At 64.2% G+C, this 21,998-nt stretch carries 22 protein-coding genes; 7 read left to right on the top strand and 15 right to left on the bottom strand.

Annotated elements, in window-relative coordinates:
* Positions 1-12: 12 nt before the first annotated feature.
* Positions 13-2,691, bottom strand: a complete 2,679-nt coding sequence (locus HWQ56_RS03310) for a PAS domain-containing sensor histidine kinase (RefSeq protein WP_176569778.1) — start codon at positions 2,689-2,691, stop codon at positions 13-15.
* On the bottom strand, positions 2,688-3,140 hold the full coding sequence (locus HWQ56_RS03305; protein WP_176569777.1) for a TadE/TadG family type IV pilus assembly protein: 453 nt from the start codon (positions 3,138-3,140) through the stop codon (positions 2,688-2,690). The genes HWQ56_RS03310 and HWQ56_RS03305 overlap by 4 nt, the downstream gene beginning before the upstream one ends.
* A 74-nt stretch (positions 3,141-3,214) precedes the next feature.
* Here HWQ56_RS03305 and HWQ56_RS03300 point away from each other — a divergent pair, with 74 nt between their 5' ends.
* Together HWQ56_RS03300 and HWQ56_RS03295 are read left to right on the top strand one after the other, a co-directional pair.
* Complete coding sequence (locus tag HWQ56_RS03300; protein WP_158158436.1) at positions 3,215-3,685, top strand: prepilin peptidase; 471 nt, start codon at positions 3,215-3,217, stop codon at positions 3,683-3,685.
* A 122-nt stretch (positions 3,686-3,807) separates the two neighbouring features.
* Positions 3,808-4,572, top strand: a complete 765-nt coding sequence (locus HWQ56_RS03295; RefSeq protein WP_176569776.1) for a response regulator transcription factor — start codon at positions 3,808-3,810, stop codon at positions 4,570-4,572.
* 3 nt (positions 4,573-4,575) lie between these two features.
* On the opposite strand, the gene HWQ56_RS03290 is transcribed toward HWQ56_RS03295, so the two are convergent.
* Genes HWQ56_RS03290 through cpaB form a run of 8 tightly spaced genes read right to left on the bottom strand, consistent with a single transcriptional unit; the run spans position 4,576 to position 11,994 of the window.
* Complete coding sequence (locus tag HWQ56_RS03290) at positions 4,576-4,836, bottom strand: DUF3613 domain-containing protein (RefSeq protein WP_176569775.1); 261 nt, start codon at positions 4,834-4,836, stop codon at positions 4,576-4,578.
* A 12-nt stretch (positions 4,837-4,848) separates the two neighbouring features.
* Positions 4,849-5,541, bottom strand: coding sequence for a tetratricopeptide repeat protein (locus HWQ56_RS03285; protein WP_176569774.1), 693 nt, complete (start codon positions 5,539-5,541; stop codon positions 4,849-4,851).
* 19 nt (positions 5,542-5,560) lie between these two features.
* Positions 5,561-6,445 carry a type II secretion system F family protein gene (locus HWQ56_RS03280; protein ID WP_176569773.1) on the bottom strand — a complete coding sequence of 295 codons (885 nt, stop codon included), beginning with the start codon at positions 6,443-6,445 and terminating at the stop codon, positions 5,561-5,563.
* Position 6,446: 1 nt separating this feature from the next.
* A complete protein-coding gene (locus tag HWQ56_RS03275; protein ID WP_176569772.1) occupies positions 6,447-7,331 on the bottom strand; it encodes a type II secretion system F family protein in 885 nt (294 codons plus the stop codon).
* 11 nt (positions 7,332-7,342) lie between these two features.
* Positions 7,343-8,614 carry a TadA family conjugal transfer-associated ATPase gene (locus tag HWQ56_RS03270; RefSeq protein ID WP_176569771.1) on the bottom strand — a complete coding sequence of 424 codons (1,272 nt, stop codon included), beginning with the start codon at positions 8,612-8,614 and terminating at the stop codon, positions 7,343-7,345.
* Positions 8,611-9,789: a CpaE/TadZ family protein gene (locus tag HWQ56_RS03265; protein WP_176572327.1), complete on the bottom strand. Its 1,179-nt coding sequence runs from the start codon at positions 9,787-9,789 to the stop codon at positions 8,611-8,613. The genes HWQ56_RS03270 and HWQ56_RS03265 overlap by 4 nt, the downstream gene beginning before the upstream one ends.
* Before the next feature lie 9 nt (positions 9,790-9,798).
* Positions 9,799-11,037: a type II and III secretion system protein family protein gene (locus HWQ56_RS03260; RefSeq protein WP_176569770.1), complete on the bottom strand. Its 1,239-nt coding sequence runs from the start codon at positions 11,035-11,037 to the stop codon at positions 9,799-9,801.
* Positions 11,038-11,058: 21 nt separating this feature from the next.
* A complete protein-coding gene (cpaB, locus tag HWQ56_RS03255) occupies positions 11,059-11,994 on the bottom strand; it encodes a Flp pilus assembly protein CpaB (RefSeq protein ID WP_176569769.1) in 936 nt (311 codons plus the stop codon).
* Positions 11,995-12,310: 316 nt separating this feature from the next.
* Between cpaB and HWQ56_RS03250 the strand changes: the two genes are divergently transcribed.
* From HWQ56_RS03250 to HWQ56_RS03235, 4 genes are all read left to right on the top strand, one after another.
* Positions 12,311-12,490 (top strand): Flp family type IVb pilin, encoded by a 180-nt coding sequence (locus HWQ56_RS03250; protein WP_176569768.1) that lies wholly within the window; start codon positions 12,311-12,313, stop codon positions 12,488-12,490.
* Positions 12,491-12,515: 25 nt separating this feature from the next.
* The gene (locus HWQ56_RS03245; RefSeq protein ID WP_176569767.1) at positions 12,516-12,929 is read left to right on the top strand and encodes a response regulator; all 414 of its coding nucleotides are present in this window, start codon (positions 12,516-12,518) and stop codon (positions 12,927-12,929) included.
* Positions 12,930-13,075: 146 nt separating this feature from the next.
* Positions 13,076-13,369 carry a hypothetical protein gene (locus tag HWQ56_RS03240; RefSeq protein WP_158154158.1) on the top strand — a complete coding sequence of 98 codons (294 nt, stop codon included), beginning with the start codon at positions 13,076-13,078 and terminating at the stop codon, positions 13,367-13,369.
* Positions 13,370-13,409: 40 nt separating this feature from the next.
* On the top strand, positions 13,410-14,747 hold the full coding sequence (locus tag HWQ56_RS03235; RefSeq protein WP_176569766.1) for an MATE family efflux transporter: 1,338 nt from the start codon (positions 13,410-13,412) through the stop codon (positions 14,745-14,747).
* A gap of 24 nt (positions 14,748-14,771) precedes the next feature.
* Here the strand turns inward: HWQ56_RS03235 and HWQ56_RS03230 are convergent, their stop codons facing one another.
* The 5 genes from HWQ56_RS03230 to HWQ56_RS03210 all read right to left on the bottom strand — a co-directional run bounded on the left by HWQ56_RS03230 (position 14,772) and on the right by HWQ56_RS03210 (position 19,995).
* Positions 14,772-15,632: an alpha/beta hydrolase gene (locus tag HWQ56_RS03230; protein ID WP_176569765.1), complete on the bottom strand. Its 861-nt coding sequence runs from the start codon at positions 15,630-15,632 to the stop codon at positions 14,772-14,774.
* A gap of 5 nt (positions 15,633-15,637) precedes the next feature.
* Positions 15,638-17,551 carry an arginine decarboxylase gene (speA, locus tag HWQ56_RS03225; RefSeq protein ID WP_158154161.1) on the bottom strand — a complete coding sequence of 638 codons (1,914 nt, stop codon included), beginning with the start codon at positions 17,549-17,551 and terminating at the stop codon, positions 15,638-15,640.
* A gap of 143 nt (positions 17,552-17,694) precedes the next feature.
* Positions 17,695-18,066 (bottom strand): translation initiation factor Sui1, encoded by a 372-nt coding sequence (locus HWQ56_RS03220; protein ID WP_158154162.1) that lies wholly within the window; start codon positions 18,064-18,066, stop codon positions 17,695-17,697.
* Between the two features lie 312 nt (positions 18,067-18,378).
* Positions 18,379-18,909 carry an NUDIX hydrolase gene (locus HWQ56_RS03215; RefSeq protein WP_176569764.1) on the bottom strand — a complete coding sequence of 177 codons (531 nt, stop codon included), beginning with the start codon at positions 18,907-18,909 and terminating at the stop codon, positions 18,379-18,381.
* A gap of 3 nt (positions 18,910-18,912) precedes the next feature.
* Positions 18,913-19,995, bottom strand: coding sequence for a DUF2333 family protein (locus tag HWQ56_RS03210; RefSeq protein ID WP_158154164.1), 1,083 nt, complete (start codon positions 19,993-19,995; stop codon positions 18,913-18,915).
* Between the two features lie 274 nt (positions 19,996-20,269).
* On the opposite strand from HWQ56_RS03210, the gene HWQ56_RS03205 reads away from it, so the two are divergent.
* Complete coding sequence (locus tag HWQ56_RS03205; protein ID WP_176569763.1) at positions 20,270-21,880, top strand: GGDEF domain-containing response regulator; 1,611 nt, start codon at positions 20,270-20,272, stop codon at positions 21,878-21,880.
* Positions 21,881-21,998: the final 118 nt, after the last annotated feature.

Here is a 21,998-nt window from a genome sequence, read left to right as displayed (position 1 = left end):
GCTGAGGACGCCTTAATCAGCCCTGGCGATGGGCAGTTCGATACAAAACCGCGCCCCCTCCTCGGTGTTGCTGACACTCAACCGCCCCCCCATGTTTTCAATGATGCCATAGCTCACCGACAACCCCAGCCCGGTGCCCACCCCCACCGGCTTGGTGGTGAAAAACGGCTCGAAGATTTTCTCCAGCAACCGCGGTGGGATACCCCCGCCGTTGTCCTGCACGTACAAGCGTACGCGCTCGTCGTCCGCCTCGGCGGTGGTCTCGATCCAGGGCTCGAAGTCGCGGTTGCCTTCACGCTTGGACAACAGCGCATCTCGGGCATTGACCATCAGGTTGATCAGCACCTGCTCCAACTGGTCCACGTGCCCGCGCACTTCGACTTCCAGGGCGATCTCCGGTACTCGCAGCTGCACGCCCTTGCCCTTCATGCCCTCGCTGAGCAACGACAAGGTGCCTTCCACCGCCTGTTTCGGGTTGAACAACTGCATCTCGATTTCCGAGCGTCGGCCGAACACCCGCATGTGGTCCACCACCCGGGCAGCCCGCTGTACCTGGGCATCGATGCGGTTGAGCTTGTCTTGCAGGTAGTCGATCTGCACGTCGCCATTGCTCAAGCGCTTGAGCACGTTGACGATGGCCATGCGCATCACGTTGAGCGGCTGGTTGATCTCGTGGGCCAGGCCCGTGGCCATCTCGCCGAGGGTGGCCATTTTCGCGCTCTGGGTCAGTTGCTGCTGGGTACGCCGTACTTCGGTGTTGTCGCGGCCCACGGCCTGCACCTCGATCAACTGGCCGCGCTCGTCGAACACACCACGGTCCGACCACACCCACCAGGCATGCTCGCGGCCCGGCAGTTGCAGGCTGATCTCGGCCGAGCTGACCGGCGCCTGCGGCGTCAGGCCTGCCAACCGCTGGAGGAAAGCTTCGCGCTGCTCGCTGGACAGCCAATTGCCCAGGTTGATGCCGGGCAGTTGCTCGGTGCTGCACTCCAGGTAGCGCGCCAGCGGCTGGTTGCCGAAAGTCAGGGTCAGGTCCGGGCGGTAGCGGCAGATCATGGCCGGCGAGTCTTCCACCAGAATGCGGTAGCGCTCTTCGCTCTGGCGCACCCGCTCGGACGCCACGGTCGCTTCGGTGATGTCCAGCCACAGGCCCACGGCTTCCACCGGCATGCCCAGGTCATCGCGCAACAGGCGGGCTTCGTCCAGCAGCCAATGGTAATTGCCCTGGCGATCACGCATGCGGTAGCGGCTGCGCACCGCGCCTTCGCGCAGCAACTGGCGGGTGCGCTGGAAATAACCGTCGCGGTCGTCGGGGTGTACCCACTGGGCCAGCTCGCCTTCCTGGCAGTCTTCCAGGGTCCAGCCCAACAGCGGCCGCAGGCTGTCGCTGAAGAACGACGGCTGCAAGGCACCCTCGGCATAGCGCTGCACATAGATCACCGCGGGCGAACTGGCGATCACGTTGTCCAGGCGTTTGTGGGCGGCGGCGGCCTGCTGTTGCTGGTTCTTGATGTCACTGATGTCGAGCATCATGCCCACCACCCGACGAATGCGGTCGCCCTCCAGTACCCGCCCCTGAATACGGAACCAGGCCGGAGGCTCGACGTTGTGCAGGCGCACGCTGAGCATCAACTCATGGCCGCGTTGCACATCGCGCAGGCGGCTTTGCAATTCGCTGCGGTCGGCGGGGTGGATGAGCGCCAGCCAGTCCTGTAGCGCCAGTTGCTGTGGCGCCTCCAGGGCCTCGGCGAGGCCAGGTGCCAGTTGCAGGGCGTCACGCTCCGGGAAGAACTCCCACCAACCGGTGCCCATCAGGCCTTGCAAGGTTTCCAAGCGCTCAAGTTCGTGACGGTGGTCGCGCTCGGCCAGGCGTGCCAGCACCGGACCGGCCAACGCCGCGAACAGCTTCGGGCCTTGCTCGCGAATCAGCGGCGACAGGCCATCCGATGGCAGGGCACATAACAACCAGGCCGCGACGCCGTGGTTCTCGCGGTAGGGCATCAGGCAGGCATGGGCAGGTGCCAGCAGTTCGGTCTCCAACACCGTGTGGCTGTCCAGCCCGCGCAGGCTACGGCTGAGCCGCGCCTCGGCCGGCCACAGGGTCAGTTCGCCCGGGCGCAGCCAATCGGCATGCAGCCGCCATTGCGCGCGCTCATGGTCAGGCAACAGCAGGGCAGCGCTGGGCAACCGCAGGTAGGTGGCCACGCTGTGCATTTGCTCGGCGATGACTTCGTCCAGGCGTTCCAGGCTGCAGAGGCGCAGGCGCTCGCTTACCTCCGCCAGCAGGCGCTGGGACTGCCCGCGGTCCTGTTGCTGGCCGCGTTCGGCCAACAGGTCGCCCACATCGAACACCTGCAACACCCAACCATCGGCCTGATGCTGCACCCAACCGCGGGTATGCACGGTGCCCTGGGTACCTTTGAATTGCAGATCCAGGGTCTGGCCCTGCCAGTCAGCCGGCTCGCCTTCGATCACCAGGCGGCTATCGGGCTGCAGGTAACTGGCCAGACGCCGGTCCGCCGGGGTTGCCAGTTGGTGGCGCAACGGGCCGCTCAGGCGCAGTACCTGGCCCTGGCCGTCGAGCAGCACCTGCAAGCCGCTGGTGACTTGCGCCGCGACCTCCAGGGGCACCGGCAACGCCACCGCGGGTTGGGCGCGCCAGCGGCCGAACAACTTGTCGCCGGCGCTCAAAGCATCATGCTCGACGTCGCCGTCAGGTTGGTGGGCAAGTTAGGCACTTGGCCGATGCCAGGCAAGGTCAGGAAGGGCATGATGGAGTTGAGGTTGCTGCTGGGGTAGCTGATGGTCACCGTCAGCAGGTTGCCAGCGCCAGCGTAGGTGACGTTGACGTTGCTGGAAGAAAAGTTGAGGGCTGTAGGCAGCCACTTGTTCACCACAGTGGTCACTGCAGTGACCGCGGTGGACTTCACTTGCGCGGTGTAACCGGTACCTGCCGTGGCCGGGTCGATAGCCACGGTCTGGCGGATGGCTTCGGCGCTGGCTTGGTTGAAGCTCTGCATCATCAGCAACGGCAAGCTGTAGGCCACCACCGCGTAGAAAGCGGCGAAGAAGATCATGAACACGATGGCGAATTCGATCGCCGCTGCACCTTTTTGCTTATGGGGGAGGCCTGCTTGCATGATCGCGTCTACCCTGACATTACGCCTGTGTTAGAGCATAGAATCATTCGACGAAAAGGGACGTTTTTTACCGGATGCCAAGCCTAGTACTCCTGATCTGGTTCACCCTCTGCGCCGAACAGGACATCCGCCAGCGGCAGATTGCCAACGGGTTGACTTTGGGCGGAGCCCTGTTTGCGCTGATCTTTCTGTTCCTCAGCGGCCATAGCTGGCTGGGCGGCACTGTCGAGGAAGCCGGCCTGGCGTTGGCCGTGGCCATGGTGCTGACGCTGCCCGGCTACATGACCGGGCGCCTGGGCGCCGGTGACGTGAAGCTGTTGTGGGCCCTGGCCCTGGCCAGTGACCGCGCCCACGTGCTGGCGACGTTCATCGGCGCCGGGGTGGTCATGATCGCCTGGGCGTGGCTGGGGCCCAGGCTGTGGAAACGCCTGAGCGTCAAGCTGCGCAAACGCCTGCACAACCTTGAGCCGGATCCGGCCACCAAACCGCCGTTCGTGCCCTTCCTGCTGGTCGGCTTTCTGGCTTCATTAGTCTGGATCCACTGATCGGGGCCGTCACTCCCTCTATGTACATAGTCGGAAAGTAGGCTACTTTCAGATACAGGCGCGCGGCCATCAGCGCCCGCCAGGGACACAACCTTCAGCCGGTTGCCAACAGGGAGTTGCGCGTGAACATGCTTGTCTCATCCGTGAAGGTGCTGGTGGTTGACGACCAGCCGGCCACCGTCGAAGAACTCTGCGAATTCCTTCAAGGCCACGGCTACGAATGTGTGCCGGCGCTCACCAGTTGGCAGGCGCTGGAGTGTTTCGACCAGCATGCCGGCATTGGCCTGGTGCTGTGCGATTTGCACATGCCACAGATGGACGGCATCGAACTGGTCCGTGAGCTCAAGCGCCGGGGCGGCCGACAACGCCCGTTCGAGCCGATCATGATGACCGGCCGTGCCGACAAGCAGGACGTGATCAAGGCCCTGCGCGAAGGCTTCGTGGACTACTACCAGAAACCCATGGACCTGGCCGAGCTGCTCGAAGGCCTGCACCGCCATGAGCGCAACCTTGTCGAGCAGCAAGCCCACTACCGGGAGCTGGGGCACCTCAACGAGAAATTGCAATACCTGGCCGAGTCCATCGATGAGCTATATCACGACCTCGACCGGGCACGGCGGCCGGCACCCGCCAGCGGCTTCCCCGAGCGCGCCGCAGTGCCAGCCGCCTTCGACCGCTTGTCCCCGCGCCAGTTGGCCGTGGCGCAGTTGGTCGGCAAAGGCCAGACCAACTACCAGATCGCCTGCGAGTTGGGCATCACGGAAAACACCGTCAAACTTTACGTCAGCCAGGTACTGCGCCTGACCCACATGCACAATCGCACGCAACTGGCGTTGGCGCTGGGGCCCGCGCAGCCTTCCGACCGACGCCGCGCGGGCAACCACTGACGGCTACTTGCCGATCTTGCCCGAGTCCTCGTCCCTGTACCATTGCGGGATTTTCAGCGTGTAGCTTTCCAGCCACCGGCGCATCGCCGCCTCATGCTCAATGGCCGTGGTCGCCTGTGGGTTGCGCGAGGCGACCTGGCCGCTGCTCTGCAGTTGCAGCCATTGTTCGGTACCTTGTTGTGGTGCCGAGGACGGCCCGGGTTGAATAGCCCAGGCCGGGACCCAGGCCAGCGTCAGTACCAGTAACCCAAGGTTGATGCGCATACTCCCTCCTGCTTATTTGGCCGGGGCATCGAGGGTCGCCACGACCTTGACGCCGCTCCTGAGTTTTTCCGCCCGTGCCTGGGCGGCGTTAACCTGATCGGGGGTGAGGTGGGCCCGGCTGACCAGTTCGGCAGCCTGCTTCCAGTTGTCCTGGTAGAGCAGCAGCGTGACCAGGTTGGACGCCGCCAGAGGGTCTTCCTGCTTGAGTTCCATGGCCGTCAGGAACTCGAAGCGCGCGTCGTCCAGGCGCAGTTGGTTGAGGTAGACCACACCCAGGTCGTTGCGGATCTTGTCATCGGTGGGCGACAGCCGCGCCGCCCGCTGCAAGTGGCTCATGGCCAGGCCGTTGTTGCCACGGGCCGCCGCCAGTTGCCCCAGCCCATGCTCGCCTTCGGCGGCCAGGCAGGTACCCAGCAGGCCGCGGTAAAGCGGTTCAGCGTCGCTGCGCCCTAACTGGCGCAGCACTCGGGCCTTGCGCAAGCGCACCTGGAGCAGGTTGCCCGGCAGCCCCTCCAGGTTGGCCAGGCTGGCGTGCAGGCGGCCTTCGTTGGCCATGTCATCGGCCAGGTTCAGCGACAGCTCCTGTTCGGGCGTCGGTTTGGGGCATTCGCCCGGTTTGCCGTTCAGGGCCTGCCAGTCGATACGGCCATCGGCGGCGCAACCGGTCAGGGCCAACAGCAAGGTTGCCAACAGCAGTGCTTTCATCCGTGAAGCTCCAAGGGGGTCAGTGGGCAAAGGCGCGGGAAATAGCCAGCATGCCGGGCCCGGCCAATACAATGAGCAAGGCAGGAAACAGGAACACCATCATCACCACCGACATCTTGCCCGAGAGTTTGGAAATGTATTCCTGCAGGTTGGTCAGGCGGCGGTCGTCCAGCAGTTGCTTGAGCGACAGCAGGGACTTCATCGCCCCGCCGCCCTGGTTGATCAGTTGGCGGAGGATGACGCAGGTGTCGGTGAACTCATCGACCGCCACGGCATGGGCGGCATGGTCCAACTGCTCGCCCAGTTCCAGGCCGGAATCCACACGGTTAAGGACCAGTTTCAGCTCTGCGCTGAGTGCCGGCAGCAGGGTCTGTGATTCAGTGGTCAGCACCCGCAGTGCCTGCTCCACCGCAAGGCCGGATTCGAACAGAATGCGCAGCAACGGAATGAAGGTAGACACCTCACGGCTGATCTGCTGCTTGCGTCGTTCCGCCGCCCAGGCCAGCACCCGCTTGGGCGCTATGTAGCCCACACCCAGGCCGAGCAGTGGCGCCACGACTTCATGGTTCACCGGCAGAAAAAATAGCGTCTGCACGGCCCACACCAGCACGAACATCACCAGGGGCGTGCCCACTTGCCAGGCGGCAAACTGCGAGCGTTGACCGGCCCTGCGCCAGCCAATCCGATCAAGCAGCAACTGCGTTTCACTGTCCAGGCTGATGGCCCGTTGGCCGAGCGAACTATCGCCCAGGCGCTGCAGCCAGCCACGGGTGCTCTTGACCTCGTCGGCTTCGCCACGCAGCCGTCGGTTGACCAGGCGCTGGCGACGCCGATGCTCCAGCAACTGGTTGACCAGCAATACGACCACGGCCAACAACAGCACCGCACTGAGCAGCAAAGGCATCTCAGATACTCCTCAGCATGCGCCACAGCGCCACGCAGCCGCAGACCTGCAGCGCGATGGCGGCAATCAGCATGTGCTGCCCACTGGGGTCCTGCCAGACCTTGGACAGGTAGGTCGGGTTGGTGGCCAGGAAGTAAGCGGCCACCGCCGCCGGCAAGCTGGCCAGCACGTACGCGGTCAGGCGGGTTTCCCCGGTCATGGCCGACAATTGCCGCGCCCCCTGCTCGCGCTCGCGTATCAGCTTGATGAGGTTTTCCAGCAGCTCGCTCGCGTTCCCGCCAAAGCGCTGATTGATGCGCAACCCCAGCGCAAACAGGCGAAACTCGTCGCGTTCGTACAGTTCGGCGAAGTCTTCCACCGCCTGGTCCAGGCTGACCCCCAGGCGCACATTACGCTCCACCCGCGCCAGCGCCTCGCGCAACGGGTCGTAGCTGGCCTCCATCGCGCCCAGCACGGCATCGGCCAAGGTCCGCCCGGACTTCAGGCTGCGCACCGTGTAATCAAGCAATGAGGGCAACTGCTCGATCATTCGCTGCACCCTGCGGCGGTAGCGCCAGCTGACGTAGCCGCGCAATATCAGCGGTGGCGTCAGCAACATCAGCAGCATGCCGAACCATTGCCCGGCGAGCAGGCCGACAAGCGTCAGGCCGCCCCAGATGGCGATGAACAACCAGATTCGGTCATGGGGCCGGCCCAGCCCGGCACGCAGGAACATACGTTCCAGCCAGCGCATCAGCGGCCGATCGCTGGCCGCGGCCACCTGCCCTTGGCCCAGGCGCTCCAGCACCCGCTTGTCACCGCTTCGGCGCATGCCCAGGAAGAACAACCGCGCCGACAGGCCCAGCAGCCCCATGCTCAGTAGCCCCAGCACGATCGGTCCGAGCATGGGTGTGCCCCTCAGTGCACGTGGCTGAAGGAGTCGCGGCGCAGCTTGTCGCCGGCCGGGTTGATGGCCTCGCGCACAAAGCCGTACCCCGTCTGGCGGTCCAGGCGGAACAGGGTATTGGTAACGTAGACGTCGTCACGCACACCCACCACCTCGACCACTTCGCTGACGCAACGGCGGCCATCGGGTCGCCGCGTCAGTTGAATCACCACATCCAGTGCCGCGACGATCATCTGCCGCAGCGTCTTCTCGGCCACGGCGCGCCCGGTCAGCCCTACCAGCGTTTCCAGGCGCAGCAGGGCATCCTGTGCGTTGTTGGCATGGACGGTGCTCATGGAGCCGTCGTGGCCAGTGTTCATGGCCGTCAGCACATCCACCACTTCCACGCCGCGTATCTCGCCCAGGATGATGCGGTCGGGGCGCATCCGCAGGGCGTTGCGGATCAGGTCCGAAGACTTGACTTCGCCGTGCCCTTCCGCGTTCGGCGGCCGGGTCTCCAGGCGAACCACATGGGGGTGATCCAGTTGCAGCTCGGCCACGTCTTCGATGGTGACCAGCCGCTCATGGGGGTTGATCAACTGGCTGAGAATGTTCAGGAGGGTGGTCTTGCCGGTGCCGGTACCGCCACTGACCAGAATGTTGCAGCGCTTGCCCACGGCCTCCTGAATGAAATCGTAGATGGCTTGGTCGATGGTCTGGGTGGCCATCAGGTCAGCGCTCTTGAGCATGTCCTTGCGAAACTTTCGGATCGACAGGCACGGGCCGTCCAGGGCAATGGGCGGGATAATGGCATTGACCCGGCTGCCGTCAGGCAGACGCGCGTCGACCATGGGCGATGACTCGTCCAGGCGCCGGCCCAGCGGCGCAAGGATACGCTGCATCACCCGTTCCACATGGTGCGAGTCGATGAAACGCAGGTCGGTGTGGTGCAACACCCCTTGGCGCTCGACGAACACCCGGTGCGGGCCGTTGACCAGGATCTCGGTCACGGTGGGGTCGCGCAGAAGCACCTCCAGCGGGCCGAAACCGGTCAGTTCATCCACCAGTTCCTCAGCCAGGCGCTCCATCTCATAGCGTGACACTGCCAGGTGGCGACGGGCGATATAGTCACCGACCTTGTCCACGACGAACTGGGCCAATACTGGCCGCGAGCCTTCCAGCAGGTTCTTGCCGGATTCCTCGATGGCATCGATGATAAAGCGGTGCAGTACCAGCTTCAGGCCCTGAGGGTCGCCGCCACTACCACCCTGGGTACGGCCGCCGCCGAACAGTTTTTCGCTCATTCCTTGCTCCACAACCGGTTGAACCAGCCCGAACTTTGCGGCTTGACGCTTTCAGAGCGCTTGGCCAGGCGTTCGCCCAGGGCCTTGAGGCCGTTGGTCAGGGTTTCCCGTGGGGCCAGTTCGAACAGGCTGGCGCCCTGGTTCTTGGCGTTCATGCGTATTTCCGGGCTGAAAGGCAGCACTGACAGCACCGGTAGCCCGTAACTCTTGCCCAATGCATCGGAATCGGGCACCACCGAGCGCAGGTAGCGGTCCACCAGCAGGCGCGCGTGCTGCAGCTTCATGCCTTTCTCGCGCCACAGGTTGAGCACCGCCAGGTTGCGGCGGCATTCCACCACGCTCTGGTCGGTGTACCAGAGCAGCTTGTCGCAATGGCTGACGAAGGTGCGCAGCGCCTCGCTGTCAGGCTGGCCCATGAGGTTCACGATGATGTGCTGGAAGTGCTGGCGCAGGGCGCTGAGCAGCATGTACAGCTCGGCGGCGCTGGTGGTTTCCAGCGCTTCGTCCTTTTCGCTGTAGGCCAGGATGCTCATGCCTGAGGGTGAACGCGGGAAGGCACTGTCGATCATGGTGCCGTCCAGGCGGCGCAAGTTGCGCAGCGCATCGCCAAAATGAAAGGTCGCCTCCAGGTTGAGCATGCCCAGGCTGGCGCCGTGCGGCAGCCCCAGGTCCAGCAGCAAGGTGTGCTGTTTGCTGCGGTGCACCACCAGGCCCAAGTGCGCCGACAGCAAGGCGCCATCGCCGTCGCACTGGGCGCCGTACAGTACCGTGAGCGCGCCCAGGTTGGGGTTGGTGGCCACGGGCGGCAGGCGCTTGCTCAGCCGCCTGACCAGGCCCGCTACCTCGCTGGAGCGCGAGCCATAGGCAACAAAGTCGCGGGCCCCGGCGCGCATGGCGTTGAGCACCAACTGGTTGTCCATGCCGTCGCCCAGCGCCACCACGGCCAGCATTGGCTTGGCTTCCAGGGCGCCTTCGATCAGCGCGCACTGGTTGCCTACCTGGTCGCGGTCCAGGCCGATGAACACCAGGCTGGCAAAGGTCACGTCCACCAGAGCCAGCAGTTCGTCCAAGCTGTCGCCGGCGGCACCGACCACCTGGCCCAGCGGCGCCAGGGCGCCTTGCAACCACTCCAGGTCACCGTCGTTGCGGGTGATGGCGAGGAAGGTCTGGCTCAGGCTCTGAGCTCATTGGGACAACCCGCTCATTCGGTCGTAGTTACCGTTTTCGAGGAAATACATGCGGTAGAAGTTGGGGTCGTAATTGCGCATTTTCTCCCCGGGCAAACTCGGCAGCTTCGCATCGGCCGCCAGGGGCCTGACCAGGTGCGGCGTGACCACCATCAGCAGCTCTTTTTCTTCGCGGGTGAGGGCCGAATTGCGGAAGAACGCCCCCAGGATCGGGATGTCACCCAACCCGGGGAACTTGTCCACCGCCGACACCGTCTTGTTGCTGATCAGGCCGCTGATCACGAAACTCTCGCCGTCGGCTAGCGACACGCTGGTATCGGTACGCCGCACATTAAGCGCCGGCACCGTGGTACCGGCGATGGTGATGCCGCCGCTGTAATCCAGCTCACTGACTTCGGGGGCGACCTTCAGGGAAATGCGGTCGCCGCTCACCACCGTGGGAGTCAGCGTCAGGCGAATGCCGAATTCCTTGTACTCGATGGAGATGTTGTTGCTGCCCGCACTGGGCACCGGGATCGGCACCTCACCCCCCGCCAGGAAGCTGGCGCTCTGGCCCGTCAGCGCCACCAGGGTGGGCCGCGCCAGGGTATAGGCGAAGCCGCTGCTCTCAAGCGCGTTGATTACCCCCAGCACCTTGCCGCCGCCGAAGGCGATGTTGAACGTGCCACTGGCCAGCGTCGCGGCCCCGGCCACGTCGCCGATGGCACCCGGCGCCACCGTGCCGCTGACGGTACTGGGTGAGCCAAACAGAAAGTTGGAGCCCTTGCCGAAGATCGACGTACTGGCCTCCTTGAGTTTGGTGCGGCTGATCTCGACGAAGCGGATATCGGTCTGCACCTGGCTGGGCAAACCGGGGTCGACCGAAGGCGGCCCGTTGCGCGGGTCCATGCCAGCGGTGGCCGCCCCACGGACGAAGACCATGGCTTGGCGTGGCGCCGTGGAACACCCGGTCCAGAGCATCAGGCTGGTGGTGCCTGGGGCCACGCCGGTCAGCAGCACGCCGTTGTCGCCCGCTTCGCGTACGTCAGCGATCTTCGGTTCGCCCACCGCCACCCGGGTAATGGCTACCGGGCTATGCACCTCGGTCTGGCCGCCCTGCTCCACCTCGAATACGCCGGGCAGCGCAGGCAATTGCCCGCAACCGGCCACGGCAGCCTGAACCGCGGGCACACAACATCCCGCCAGCAGCACGCTGTAAATCACTCGCTGGAAAACTGGCACGGTACGACAGCTCATTGAAGGCATCCTTGCTGTAATTCAGGGCGTTTGCGCGTTGGCCTGTTTGTCTACCACGGCTCCACGAATCACTTCCATCTTGCGCCGCGCCGGGGCTGGCCCAACAGGCGCTGGCGTTGCGTTGGTCATCGCCAGTTGGCTGAACTGCAGCAACTGGCGGTTGGTGCTTTCCACGGCCTCGCTTGCGGCCTGGTCGCCGGCCCAGTAATGGGCCAGGCGCTGTTCATCGGCACTGCGCACAGCCAGGCGCAGGGTTCCGGCCTGCGCCCCGAGCATCAACCGGCTGACCAGCGCCTGAGGCACAGCCAGCACCACGGTGCGCGCGGCCCGGCGGTTCTTGTCATCAGGCACGGCGTCAGGCGCTGCAGGCTGGCCATTATTGGCCGGGCCCAACTGGTCGCCGACGCTGAGCACCCGTACCGCTGGTACCACCACCTGGGCGGAGGCCAGCGGGTTGCTCTGGTCCTGACGCAAGTACAGCATCACATCCACATAATCGCCGGGGGTCAATTGACCGGCGGCGCTGATCACCTCGTCAACCGCCACCGCAAGGGCACGCTCGTCCGGGCGGATCATGCGCGCCAGCGGGCCGCCAGGGCTGAACGAATCGTCACTGAGCCAGGTACCCCCCGCCAGCGGGCGCCATGTACTGCGGCCCACTGCCTTGTCCACGGCGGCGAGGCTGCCCGGCGGAGCAATGCGCACCTTTTCCACCGTCAAATCCGTGGCCACCAGCGGTACGTTGGCCGCCACGTCATGGGCCAGCACCACCACGGGCTGAAGCAGGTCGGGGGGTGTGGGCGCCTCGGTTTGTGCCTGCGCTGCGCTGGTGGGCGCAGCAGCCTCAGGCACGGGCACGGGCGGCGCAGGTCGGCTGAGGACAATGCCCCAGTACCCTGCGATCAGTGCACCCACTAGAAAGAGGCCTGCCAGGATCATGGTGAAACGACTGCTCATCTGGGCGCCTCCCTATGCCTCAACCGTCATCCTTGCCAACAATGGCCGTGTACAGTTGTTAAGTGGGTGAAACCATTTCGCTATTTCAAGGTAGTTGAGGTAGGACGAAACGCCATTACCTGGCGGAACAAATTCGGCGCAAACGATGGCGCCTCTGAAAAACAACGACTTGTTGGCGCCGAATTGGGGACTATCACTTTAGCGCTAACGCTTTCTTACAGTTGCCGGGTGTCGGGTTGTTGTCGATGCTGCATTTGAAGGGAACCACGTCGCAAAAACCGCAGCATTAGCGTCCTCTACGCAAGGAGTGTGTTGTATGTCCCTCGTCAAAATGAAGCACAAGGTCGTTAAGTTCCTGCGCGACAAAGACGGCGCATCCGGCATTGAATATGCCATCATCGCGGCTATGATTGCTGTATTCATCTTCTCGTTCAGCACACCGATCCAGGCCGGCCTCACCAACGTATTCAACAGCATCAAAAGCGCGCTACCATGACTTTACCCGGCATCAGGTACCCCCTATGAGCCCCTCTCCACCCCCACGCCAACAACTGCTTCTCGTGGACGACGAGGAGGACGCCCTGCTCGAGCTCGCCGAGCTCCTGGAAGGCGAGGGTTTCTGCTGTTTCACCGCCACCTCGGTGAAACTCGCCCTGCACCACCTTACCCGCCACCCTGACATCGCGCTGGTCATCACCGACCTGCGCATGCCGGAGGAAAGCGGCATGTCGCTGATCAAGCGCTTGCGCGAGCACACCTCGCGCCAGCATTTGCCGGTGATCGTCACCTCGGGCCACGCCGACATGGAGGACGTCAGCGATATGCTGCGCCTGCAGGTGCTGGACCTGTTCCGCAAGCCCATCTATCACGTGCGCTTGCTGGAAACCCTGAACAACCTCTTCCCGCAACCCAAGGTCCATCTGGTTGGCCATTGAGCACATAGGCGTCATGGGCCCGGTCACACGGAGCCACCCAGGTCACTGTCAGGCTGGCTAAGATATAGGCAGCAGGGGAACTCGGCGGCAAAGCCCCTGCCCAAGCCTCTGGCCGGCATCAGCCGGTAATCGATCGGGAAGCACACATGCACGCAGATGGTTTTTTCGAATGGCTGGGCCAGGCGCTGGGCGCGATCATTCGTTTCGTGGTCGACAGCCTGAGCTGGCTGTTCAACCTGCTGGCCCACGCGGGGGGCAATTTCGTCGAGGGGCTGTCGCGCACCCTGGGCATGGACACCTCGCTGATCAGCATCATCGCCCTGGTCATCGGCCTGATGTTTCTGTATTCAGCCTTACGCGCGTTCATGCGCGCCTCGATTTTCCTCGGGGTGATCTGGCTGATCCTGGGCTTGTGGCTGCTCAGCTGGATTATCCACTGAGCACAATGAGGTAGCATGTCGGGCCCGTGAAGGAGCCCGCATGAGTACACTGCTGAACGATTGGCGCGACCGCCCTACCCACCGCCGGGTGTGGGGCCTTGCCGCGCCAATGATCCTCTCCAACATTTCCGTGCCACTGGTGGCGCTGGTCGACAGCGCTGTCATCGGCCACCTGCCCCACGCTCACCAACTGGGCGCCGTAGCGGTGGGCGCCAGCCTCTACAGTTTCCTGGCCTCGATGATGGGCTTTTTGCGCATGGGCGCCACGGGGTTTGCGGCCCAGGCGGCGGGGCGCGACGACGGCGCCATGTTGCGCCGGGTGCTGGTGCAGGGGTTGTCCCTGGCCCTGCTGTTTTCCCTGTTGCTGTGGGCCCTGGCCTTGCCGTTCAGCCACCTGGCCCTGGGCCTGATGCAACCCTCGGCGGCCCTTGAGCAAAGTACCCGCGACTTCTTCCAAGTGCGCCTGCTGGGCCTGCCCGCCGCGCTGGCGACCTACGCCCTGGTCGGCTGGTTTCTGGGGACCCAGAACGCCCGCGCACCACTGGCCATCCTGCTGGTCACCAACTTCACCAACATCGGTCTGAACCTGTGGTTGGTAATTGGGCTTGGCTGGGGCGTGATCGGCTCGGCGTGGGCATCGGTGTTGGCGGAGTGGTTGTCGGTGGCCATCGGCCTGGCGCTGACCCGGCCATCGTTGCGGGCCTACCCGGGGCACATGGCGTGGGCGGCACTGAAAGCCTGGCATAGCTGGAAGCCCATGCTGGTGGTCAACCGCGACATCTTCCTGCGCAGCCTGGCGTTGCAATTGGTGTTCTTCCTGGTGACCGTGCAGGGGGCGCGGCTGGGCGATGCCACGGTGGCCGCCAATGCCCTGCTCCTCAATGGCCTGATGATCACGGCCTACGCCCTGGACGGCTTGGCCCATGCGGTGGAAGCGCTCTGCGGGCACGCCATCGGCGCGGGCAACCGTGCCCAACTGCGGCGGTCCATGACGGTGGCCTGCGGTTGGTCGCTGCTGGCCAGCGTGGCGTTCGCGGGGGTATTCCTGTTCGGCGGGCACCTGTTCATTGCCATGCAGACCGACATTCCCAGCGTGCGCGAGACAGCGGATACCTACTTGCCCTACCTGGCGGTGCTACCGCTGATAGCCGTGGCCAGCTACCTGCTCGACGGCCTGTTCATCGGCGCCACCCGGGCGCGGGAAATGCGCAACGCCATGCTGCTGAGCGTGGCGCTGATGCTGCCGGTGGCAGTACTGACCACAGGGTTGGGCAACCACGGCCTGTGGTTGAGTTTTCTCTTGTTCATGGCGTTGCGGGCGGTGACGCTGGGGGTGGTGGGCTGGCGTTTGCACCAGCGCGACGGTTGGTTCACCTGACGCTTTCGCAGGGCGCTGCCACTGCTACGGGGTTGACGGGCGGCTGACGAATTGCACGATGTCCGGCAGCACCGGGGCCAACCAGCGCAGCGGCCGGGCGAGGCTGCCCACCAGCGTGATGTGGTTGATGCGGTTGTAGTAGAAGTCTTGCACCGGCACGCCTTGCTCGCGCAAACGGGTCGCCAGTTGCCAGGTGTTGCGCCGCGGGTTGACCAGGTTATCGCTGTTGGCGGCTATCAGCAGCGCCGGTGGTGCCTGGGCGCTCAGGTGGTGGATGGGCTGGGAGTCGGGCGGCTCGTGAGGGGAAAAGAACACGGGCTTGGCTTGCGGGTTTTCGATGGGCAGGAAATCATAGGGCCCGGCCAGGCCTATCCAGCCATGCAGGATGGTGGGGCTAAGGCCTTCGGCGGCCAGCCAGCGCGGGTCCAGCGCCAGCATCGAGGCGTTGTAGGCGCCGGAGCTGTGCCCCATCACGAACAGTCGTTCGAGGTTGCCGCCATACCCGGCGATGTGCCGCCAGGTCCAGGCCAGCGCCGCGGCATTGTCCTTGAGGAAGTCGGGGTAGCGCACCTGCGGGTACAGCCGGTAATCGGCGACCACGGTCAGTATGCCCCGTGAAGCGAGGGCTTCGCCGACGAACCGGTATTGCTGCCGCGAGCCACTGTTCCAGGTGCCCCCATAGAAAAAAACCACCACCGGATGCTCCGGCAGTGGTTTCAAAGGCTGGTAGATATCCAGTTGCTGGCGTGGGTCGCTGCCGTAGGCAATGCCCGCTGTCAGCCGGTAACTGTCCGACGGTGTCAGGCCGTCGACCAGTTTCAGCGGCGAGCAGGCCGCCAGCAGGGCGATGATCGCCCCGCCCAGCACGGCCAGCAGGCCTCTCATTCAGCTCACGACGACAGGTACGAGGAACGGGTCAGGCCCAGGCGCAATGCGTCCAGGTACTGAGTGCGTTCACGGGCGCTGATCTTGGCGCTGGCGACCTTGTCACGGTAGTGGGTCATCAGTTCCTCGGGCGACAGGTGCACGTAGCGCAGCATGTCCTCGATGGTGTCGTGGGTCTCGATGCCGGCGTGGTACACGCTGCCATCGGCGTTCTGGTAGATGTTCACCGAGTCGGTGTCGCCGAACAGGTTGTGCATGTCACCCAGGATTTCCTGGTAGGCGCCGACCAGGAAGATACCCAGCAAGTAGTCCTCGCCTTCGTTCACCGAATGCACCGGCAGGCTGGTCTCGATGCTCTGCTCGTCGACGTATTGCTTGATCTTGCCGTCGCTGTCGCAGGTCAGGTCCTGCAGCACGGCGCGGCGCATGGGCTCTTCGTCCAGGCGGTGCAGCGGCAGGATCGGCAGTACCTGGCCGATGGCCCAGGTGTCGGGCAGGCTCTGGAACACCGAGAAGTTGCAGATGTACTTGTCGGCCAGCTTGTCGTTGAGTTCGTCCAGCACCATGCGGTGCGAGCGCTGGCGCGCCTTCAGCGAATTGTGCAGGCGGCGGCACACGGCGAAGTAGCATTGCTCGGCCAGGGCTTTCTGCGCCAGGGTGATCTTGCCATCGGCGTACTGGGTGGCTACGTCGCTCATGTAGTGGGTGGCGCGCCAGTAGGTCTCGGTGACCATTTCGATGTCGGTCGGGCCCAGCAGGTCCACCAGCCATTGCACGGTTTCCGGCAGGCTTTCCTTGTCTTCGATTTCCGGCACGTCGTCGTTGTGCTTCTCGACGTCGGTCACCTGCACCACCAGCATGGCGTGGTGCGCGGTCAGGGAGCGGCCGCTTTCCGAGAAAATGTGCGGGTGCGGCAGGCCCTGGGCGTCGCAGAATTCCTTGAGCATGCCCACCACGACACCGGCGTAATCGTCCATGTCGTAGTTGATGGAGCTGGCATTGCGCGAGTGGGTGCCGTCGTAGTCGACGCCCAGGCCGCCGCCCACGTCGATGTGGTCCACCGGCAAGCCCAGGGCGCGCAGTTCGCCGTAGTAGCGAATGGCTTCCTTGAAGCCGTGCTGGTAGTCAGCCAGGTTGGCGATCTGCGAACCCATGTGGAAGTGCAGCAGGCGAATGCCGTCGTCCAGGCCGGCGGCGCGGAAGCGCTCCACGACCGATAGCAACTGGGCGGCCGACAGGCCGAACTTGGACTTCTCGCCACCGGTGTCGGCCCACTTGCTGGAGGCCAGCGACGACAGGCGCACGCGCAGGCCCACCTGCGGCTTGACCTTGAGGTCGGCCGCTTCTTCGATCACCAGCGCCACTTCCGACTCTTTCTCGATGACGATGAAGACGTTATGGCCCAGTTTCTGGCCCATCAGCGCCAGGCGAATGAACTCGCGGTCCTTGTAGCCGTTGCAGACGATGGTGCCGCCCTTGGGCGCCAGGGCCAGCACGGCCAGCAGCTCGGGTTTGGAACCGGCCTCAAGGCCGATGGACACGTTCTGGGTGGCGATGATGTTTTCCACCACCGCTTCCTGCTGGTTCACCTTGATCGGGTACAGCGCGGTGTACTGGCTCTGGTAATCCAGGCGCGCGATGTTGGCGTCGAAGGCGCCGGTCAGCTGGCGCACGCGGTCTTGCAGAATGTCAGGGAAGCGCACCAGCAATGGCAGCGACAAACCGCTCTTGCGCAGTTCGTCCACTTGTTCGAACAGGTCGATGGGTGCGCTCTGCGGCCCATTGGGACGCACTTCCACGCGCCCGGCCTCGTTGATCGCGAAATAACCGGCCCCCCAATGGCGTATCCCGTAAACACTGCGGCTGTCCGCAACTGTCCATTGGCTGCCATCGTCTTTGCGTGTGCGTCGTACGGACATCGAAGTCCCCTATAAAAAGTCAAATGCCAGCGGCCATCGGGCCGCTGCAGTGTAATAAGTGAAGATGACGATTACCCGCCTGTGCAGGGTAGACCCTGCAGGGCGCGCCAAGTTTGCAAAAAGGGAGAAAGCGCCCGGGCGGCTCAGCCGCCGGACTTCTTGGCCTTGAAACCCTGCTTGACCAATTCGCCGAGCAGCAGCTCGACGTGGTCGCCCTGGATTTCAATGACGCCATCCTTGAGTGCACCGCCGGTACCGCAGCGACGCTTGAGGGTGGAGGCCAGTTCCTTGAGGTCGTCGGGCGCCAGCGGGACGCCGGTGATGGTGGTCACCGTCTTGCCGCCCCGGCCCTTGCTTTCACGACGCACACGGGCAATACCGTCACCTTCAGGGATGACGGCTTGCTTGCAGATGCAAGCATCCAGGGGTTGACGACAGTCCGGGCAATGCCGACCTGCATCGGTGGAGAACACCAGGCCGCCGAGTGCGGCGAAGGATGCGGCTTTTTTGGCCACTGGCAATCCTCTTGTGAGGACGAAAAAACTGGCCGGCGCACGGGGCGGGACCGACCGCGAAGCCCCACTCAGGCAGGGGCAGCGCTACTGAAGGCGGTTGAAGGCCTGCAGTTTGAAAAGGTCGCGCAGTGTAACGGCAAATGCAAGGAATGCTAAGTGCCAAAACGCGCCATTTTCCACAACTTTCGCGACGTGCCGCGCGTTGGGCAAACACTCATATCGAGGACGCGCCGCTCCGTCATGGGGAAGCTGGCTTGCCAGCGAACGTCTGAAACCTGCGAAGCTCCAGGGCAAGCCAGCCCACACCGTGGCTCACGGGGTTATGCACAGCCGCAGTGCCATCAGCGAGTCCGGGCAGTACGGCCGGGTTTCGCTTTCGGCCAGGGCCTGGGCCACGGGCATGAACCCCGCCTCCATGACCTCTTCCGGTTGAACGCTCAAAGGGCCGTCCCACACCGCCGAGTACACCGCGCACCAGGCGCGGTTGCAGGGTTCGTCGAAGAAGAAATGGCCGTGGGCCGTGAGGGGCACGCCGGCCACTCCCAGTTCCTCGTGCAGCTCGCGGGCCGCCGAATCCTCATAGCTTTCACCAGCACCCACCATGCCACCGGCCGCCACGTCCCAGTAACCGGGGTACACCGCCTTGCTCAGGGTACGGCGGTGCACGCACAGCTCGCCAGCGGCGTTGAACAGCACGATGAAGGTGGCGCGGCCGATCAGGCCACGCTCACGCAGTTGCTGGCGCGGCAAGGCGCCCAGCACGGTGTCCTGTTCGTCGACCCAGGCAATCTGCTCGGCGTCGGAAGCAGCGCGGTGCGCCGCTTCTTTATCGGAGTAGCTCATCCGTCACCCCTGGGACAGCAATTGACGCAGGTCGATGACCGCCGCGTTGGCGCGGGAGATGTAGTTGGCCATTACCAGGGAATGGTTGGCCAGGATGCCGAAACCACTGCCGTTGAGGATCATCGGGCTCCAGACCGGCTCCTGGGAAGCTTCCAGTTCACGAATGATCTGGCGCACGCTGACCGTGGCGTTCTTCTTGGCCAGAACATCGGCGAAGTCCACCTCGACCGCGCGCAGCATGTGCGACAGGGCCCAGGCCTGGCCGCGAGCTTCATAGAAGACGTTATCGATCTGCATCCAGGGGGTCTCGACGATCTCCTCGTCCAGCTGCGGCGCCTGGCCCGGCACCACGGTTTCGGTTTTCAGGGTGCTGTTGAGCTTGACTCGGCCGACGCTGGCAGACAGGCGCTGGGACAGCGACCCCAGGCGCGTAGCGACGTCGCCCAGCCAGTTGTTCAGGTTGTCGGCGCGCGGGTAGAACAGCGCTCCGGTCTGGTTAGGGTCGGACAAGCGCGCCTGGTAGCGGCTCAGGGAATTGATGCCTTCCTGGAACTCGGACTCGCTGGATGGCCAGATCCAGCTCTTGTTGTCGAAGTTGAAGCGCGGCTCGGCGCGCACCAGGTCGCCGTCTTCAGCCGATTGCGACTGGGAACGGGCGAAATCCTTGCGCAGCGCACGGCTGAAATCGCGTACCTGGACCAGTACGCCGTATTCCCAGCTGGGCATGTTGTCCATCCACAGGCCTGGGGGGAAACGGTCGTTGGAGATATAGCCACCAGGCTTGTTCAGCAGGGTGCCCGCCACAGTCTTGAGGGTTTCCACGGTGGTGTAGCCCACCACCATCTTGTGCCCCTCGTGGGCCGCAGCCTCCTGGGCATGCTGTTGCACCGGGAACAGCGCAGGCTCTTCGCTCCAGTACCACCCCAGGGCACCGGTAACCAGCAGGTAGATCGCGATGACGCTGAGCAATGCGCGGCTGACCAGCAGGCCGCGCAGGTAACTGCGCGGTGCGGTTGCAGCCGCTCCCTTGCTGTCGGCGCTCGCGGGCGCCTCGCCTTTGCCTGTGCGGTTCTTCCAGTCCAGCATGGCTATATCCTTTCGATCACTGAATTCAAAAGTTCGACCGCGAACCCCGCGCATCGTGCCAGTGAAACTCGATGTGACGCCTCGAGACACTGCGGGGCTCGCGACCCTGGCCTGCACTATAAATCAAGCAGCGGCCCGCGCATAAGCGACTGGCCAGTCATTAAATGAATGCAAGAACCTTTGCCTTTATATGCCCAGCGGCCAGCACGAGAAAAAAACCCTGTGCTAGCATAGGGCCATCACGCAGCACCTTGCCCCCATAAGCAGTCAGCCCATGACCGAACCCCAAGACCCCAGCCGAGAGCGGTTAAAGCATCATTTTGCCCAGCGGGTCATCCACCAGGCCCGGCATATTCTGGAGGCCTGGCAGCGCCTGCAACGCAGCGAATGGTCGGGGGAAAGCTTGTGTGAACTCGATGAAGCCAACGTGCGCCTGCTGCGCTTCGCCGAACGTTTCGAACAACCCGAGCACAGCCAGATCGCCCGCCAGCTCCAGCAGGTGCTGCTGGCCGTGGAAACCAACCAGGGACGCTTGAGCAGCGAGGCCATCAGCGAGCTCAACCGCCTGATGCAACGCCTGTCCCGCACGGGCCTGCGCCACGGCGACAGCCTCGACCAGACCCCGCTGCCGCCCGTGCGCAAGCCGGTTTATCTGCTGTTGCAGGACGTCGAGCGCGGTGAACGGCTGGCCATGCAACTGGAGTTCTTCGGCCTGTATGTGCAGGCATTGGTCAACCCCGCGGCGTTTCAGGACTCGCTACGCGAGTGCCTGCCGGCGGCCATCGTCATGGATGTGGACTTCGGCGGTCGCGGCGCCGGCCTGCAACTGGCCGCCCAGGCCCAGCAAGGCCAGGAACCGAAACTGCCGCTGCTGTTCTTCAGCCTGCATGAAGCCGACACCCCCACGCGACTAGCGGCGGTACGCGCCGGCGGCCAGGAGTTTCTCACCGGTGCCCTGGAAGCCTCCGGCCTGCTGGAAAAGATCGAAGCCCTGACCTGCGTGGCCCAGTACGAGCCGTTCAAGGTATTGATCATTGACGATTCCCGCGCTCAGGCGATGCACACCGAACGCTTGCTGAACAACGCCGGAATCGTCACCCGTACCTTGACCGACCCCATCGGCACCATGGCGGAACTGGCCGACTTCCAACCCGACCTGATCATCCTGGACATGTACATGCCCGCCTGCACGGGGCCCGAGTTGGCCAAGGTCATCCGCCACAACGACCGCTATGTCAGCGTGCCGATCATCTACCTGTCGGCCGAGGACGACCTGGACAAGCAACTGGACGCCATGAGCGAAGGCGGCGACGACTTCCTGACCAAGCCCATCCGTTCGCGCCACCTGATCACCACGGTGCGCAACCGCGCCGCTCGCGCGCGCAACCTCAAGTCGCGCATGGTGCGCGACAGCCTGACCGGGCTGTACAACCACACCCATATCCTGCAACTGCTGGAGGATTGCGCGTTCCGGGCCCGCCGCGAGGGCCAGCCGCTGAGCTTCGCCATGCTCGACATTGACCATTTCAAGAAGGTCAACGACAGCCACGGCCACCCCATGGGCGACCGGGTGATCAAGAGCCTGGCGCTGTTCCTCAAGCAGCGGCTGCGCAAGACCGACTTCATCGGCCGCTACGGTGGCGAGGAATTCGCCATCGTCATGCCCGACACCGATATCGCGGCAGCCCACGCCGTGCTCGACGAGATTCGCGAGCGCTTCGCGGAGATCCATTATCCCGCCCAACCCCACGACCTGCAGTGCACGTTCAGCGCGGGGGTGGTGGCAATGGTCGAGGCCAGCGACAGCCTGACCATGGCCACCCTGGCCGATGAGGCGCTGTACCGGGCCAAGGGGCTGGGACGCAATCGGGTGCTGGCCGTTTGACTGAGGTTGGCCAGGCTCGGCAACCGGGCAACCGCAGCCGACAGATGAAGTAACAACCCCGCCCCCTGCACGGCAGAGCCCGCTGGGCTATCATGCGCGCACATTTGTTTCGCGAGAT

This window comes from Pseudomonas eucalypticola (assembly GCF_013374995.1).
Classification (GTDB): domain Bacteria; phylum Pseudomonadota; class Gammaproteobacteria; order Pseudomonadales; family Pseudomonadaceae; genus Aquipseudomonas; species Aquipseudomonas eucalypticola.
This window is presented reverse-complemented; position numbering and strand designations above follow the sequence as displayed.

Coding starts and splice junctions, on each gene's coding strand:
- HWQ56_RS03305 (WP_176569777.1), bottom strand. CDS start 3,140: ATGCAAGCAGGCCTCCCCCATAAGCAAAAAGGTGCAGCGGCGATCGAA.
- HWQ56_RS03300 (WP_158158436.1), top strand. CDS start 3,215: ATGCCAAGCCTAGTACTCCTGATCTGGTTCACCCTCTGCGCCGAACAG.
- HWQ56_RS03290 (WP_176569775.1), bottom strand. CDS start 4,836: ATGCGCATCAACCTTGGGTTACTGGTACTGACGCTGGCCTGGGTCCCG.
- HWQ56_RS03285 (WP_176569774.1), bottom strand. CDS start 5,541: ATGAAAGCACTGCTGTTGGCAACCTTGCTGTTGGCCCTGACCGGTTGC.
- HWQ56_RS03280 (WP_176569773.1), bottom strand. CDS start 6,445: ATGCCTTTGCTGCTCAGTGCGGTGCTGTTGTTGGCCGTGGTCGTATTG.
- HWQ56_RS03275 (WP_176569772.1), bottom strand. CDS start 7,331: ATGCTCGGACCGATCGTGCTGGGGCTACTGAGCATGGGGCTGCTGGGC.
- HWQ56_RS03270 (WP_176569771.1), bottom strand. CDS start 8,614: ATGAGCGAAAAACTGTTCGGCGGCGGCCGTACCCAGGGTGGTAGTGGC.
- HWQ56_RS03260 (WP_176569770.1), bottom strand. CDS start 11,037: ATGAGCTGTCGTACCGTGCCAGTTTTCCAGCGAGTGATTTACAGCGTG.
- cpaB (WP_176569769.1), bottom strand. CDS start 11,994: ATGAGCAGTCGTTTCACCATGATCCTGGCAGGCCTCTTTCTAGTGGGT.
- HWQ56_RS03250 (WP_176569768.1), top strand. CDS start 12,311: ATGTCCCTCGTCAAAATGAAGCACAAGGTCGTTAAGTTCCTGCGCGAC.
- HWQ56_RS03245 (WP_176569767.1), top strand. CDS start 12,516: ATGAGCCCCTCTCCACCCCCACGCCAACAACTGCTTCTCGTGGACGAC.
- HWQ56_RS03240 (WP_158154158.1), top strand. CDS start 13,076: ATGCACGCAGATGGTTTTTTCGAATGGCTGGGCCAGGCGCTGGGCGCG.
- HWQ56_RS03235 (WP_176569766.1), top strand. CDS start 13,410: ATGAGTACACTGCTGAACGATTGGCGCGACCGCCCTACCCACCGCCGG.
- HWQ56_RS03230 (WP_176569765.1), bottom strand. CDS start 15,632: ATGAGAGGCCTGCTGGCCGTGCTGGGCGGGGCGATCATCGCCCTGCTG.
- speA (WP_158154161.1), bottom strand. CDS start 17,551: ATGTCCGTACGACGCACACGCAAAGACGATGGCAGCCAATGGACAGTT.
- HWQ56_RS03215 (WP_176569764.1), bottom strand. CDS start 18,909: ATGAGCTACTCCGATAAAGAAGCGGCGCACCGCGCTGCTTCCGACGCC.
- HWQ56_RS03210 (WP_158154164.1), bottom strand. CDS start 19,995: ATGCTGGACTGGAAGAACCGCACAGGCAAAGGCGAGGCGCCCGCGAGC.
- HWQ56_RS03205 (WP_176569763.1), top strand. CDS start 20,270: ATGACCGAACCCCAAGACCCCAGCCGAGAGCGGTTAAAGCATCATTTT.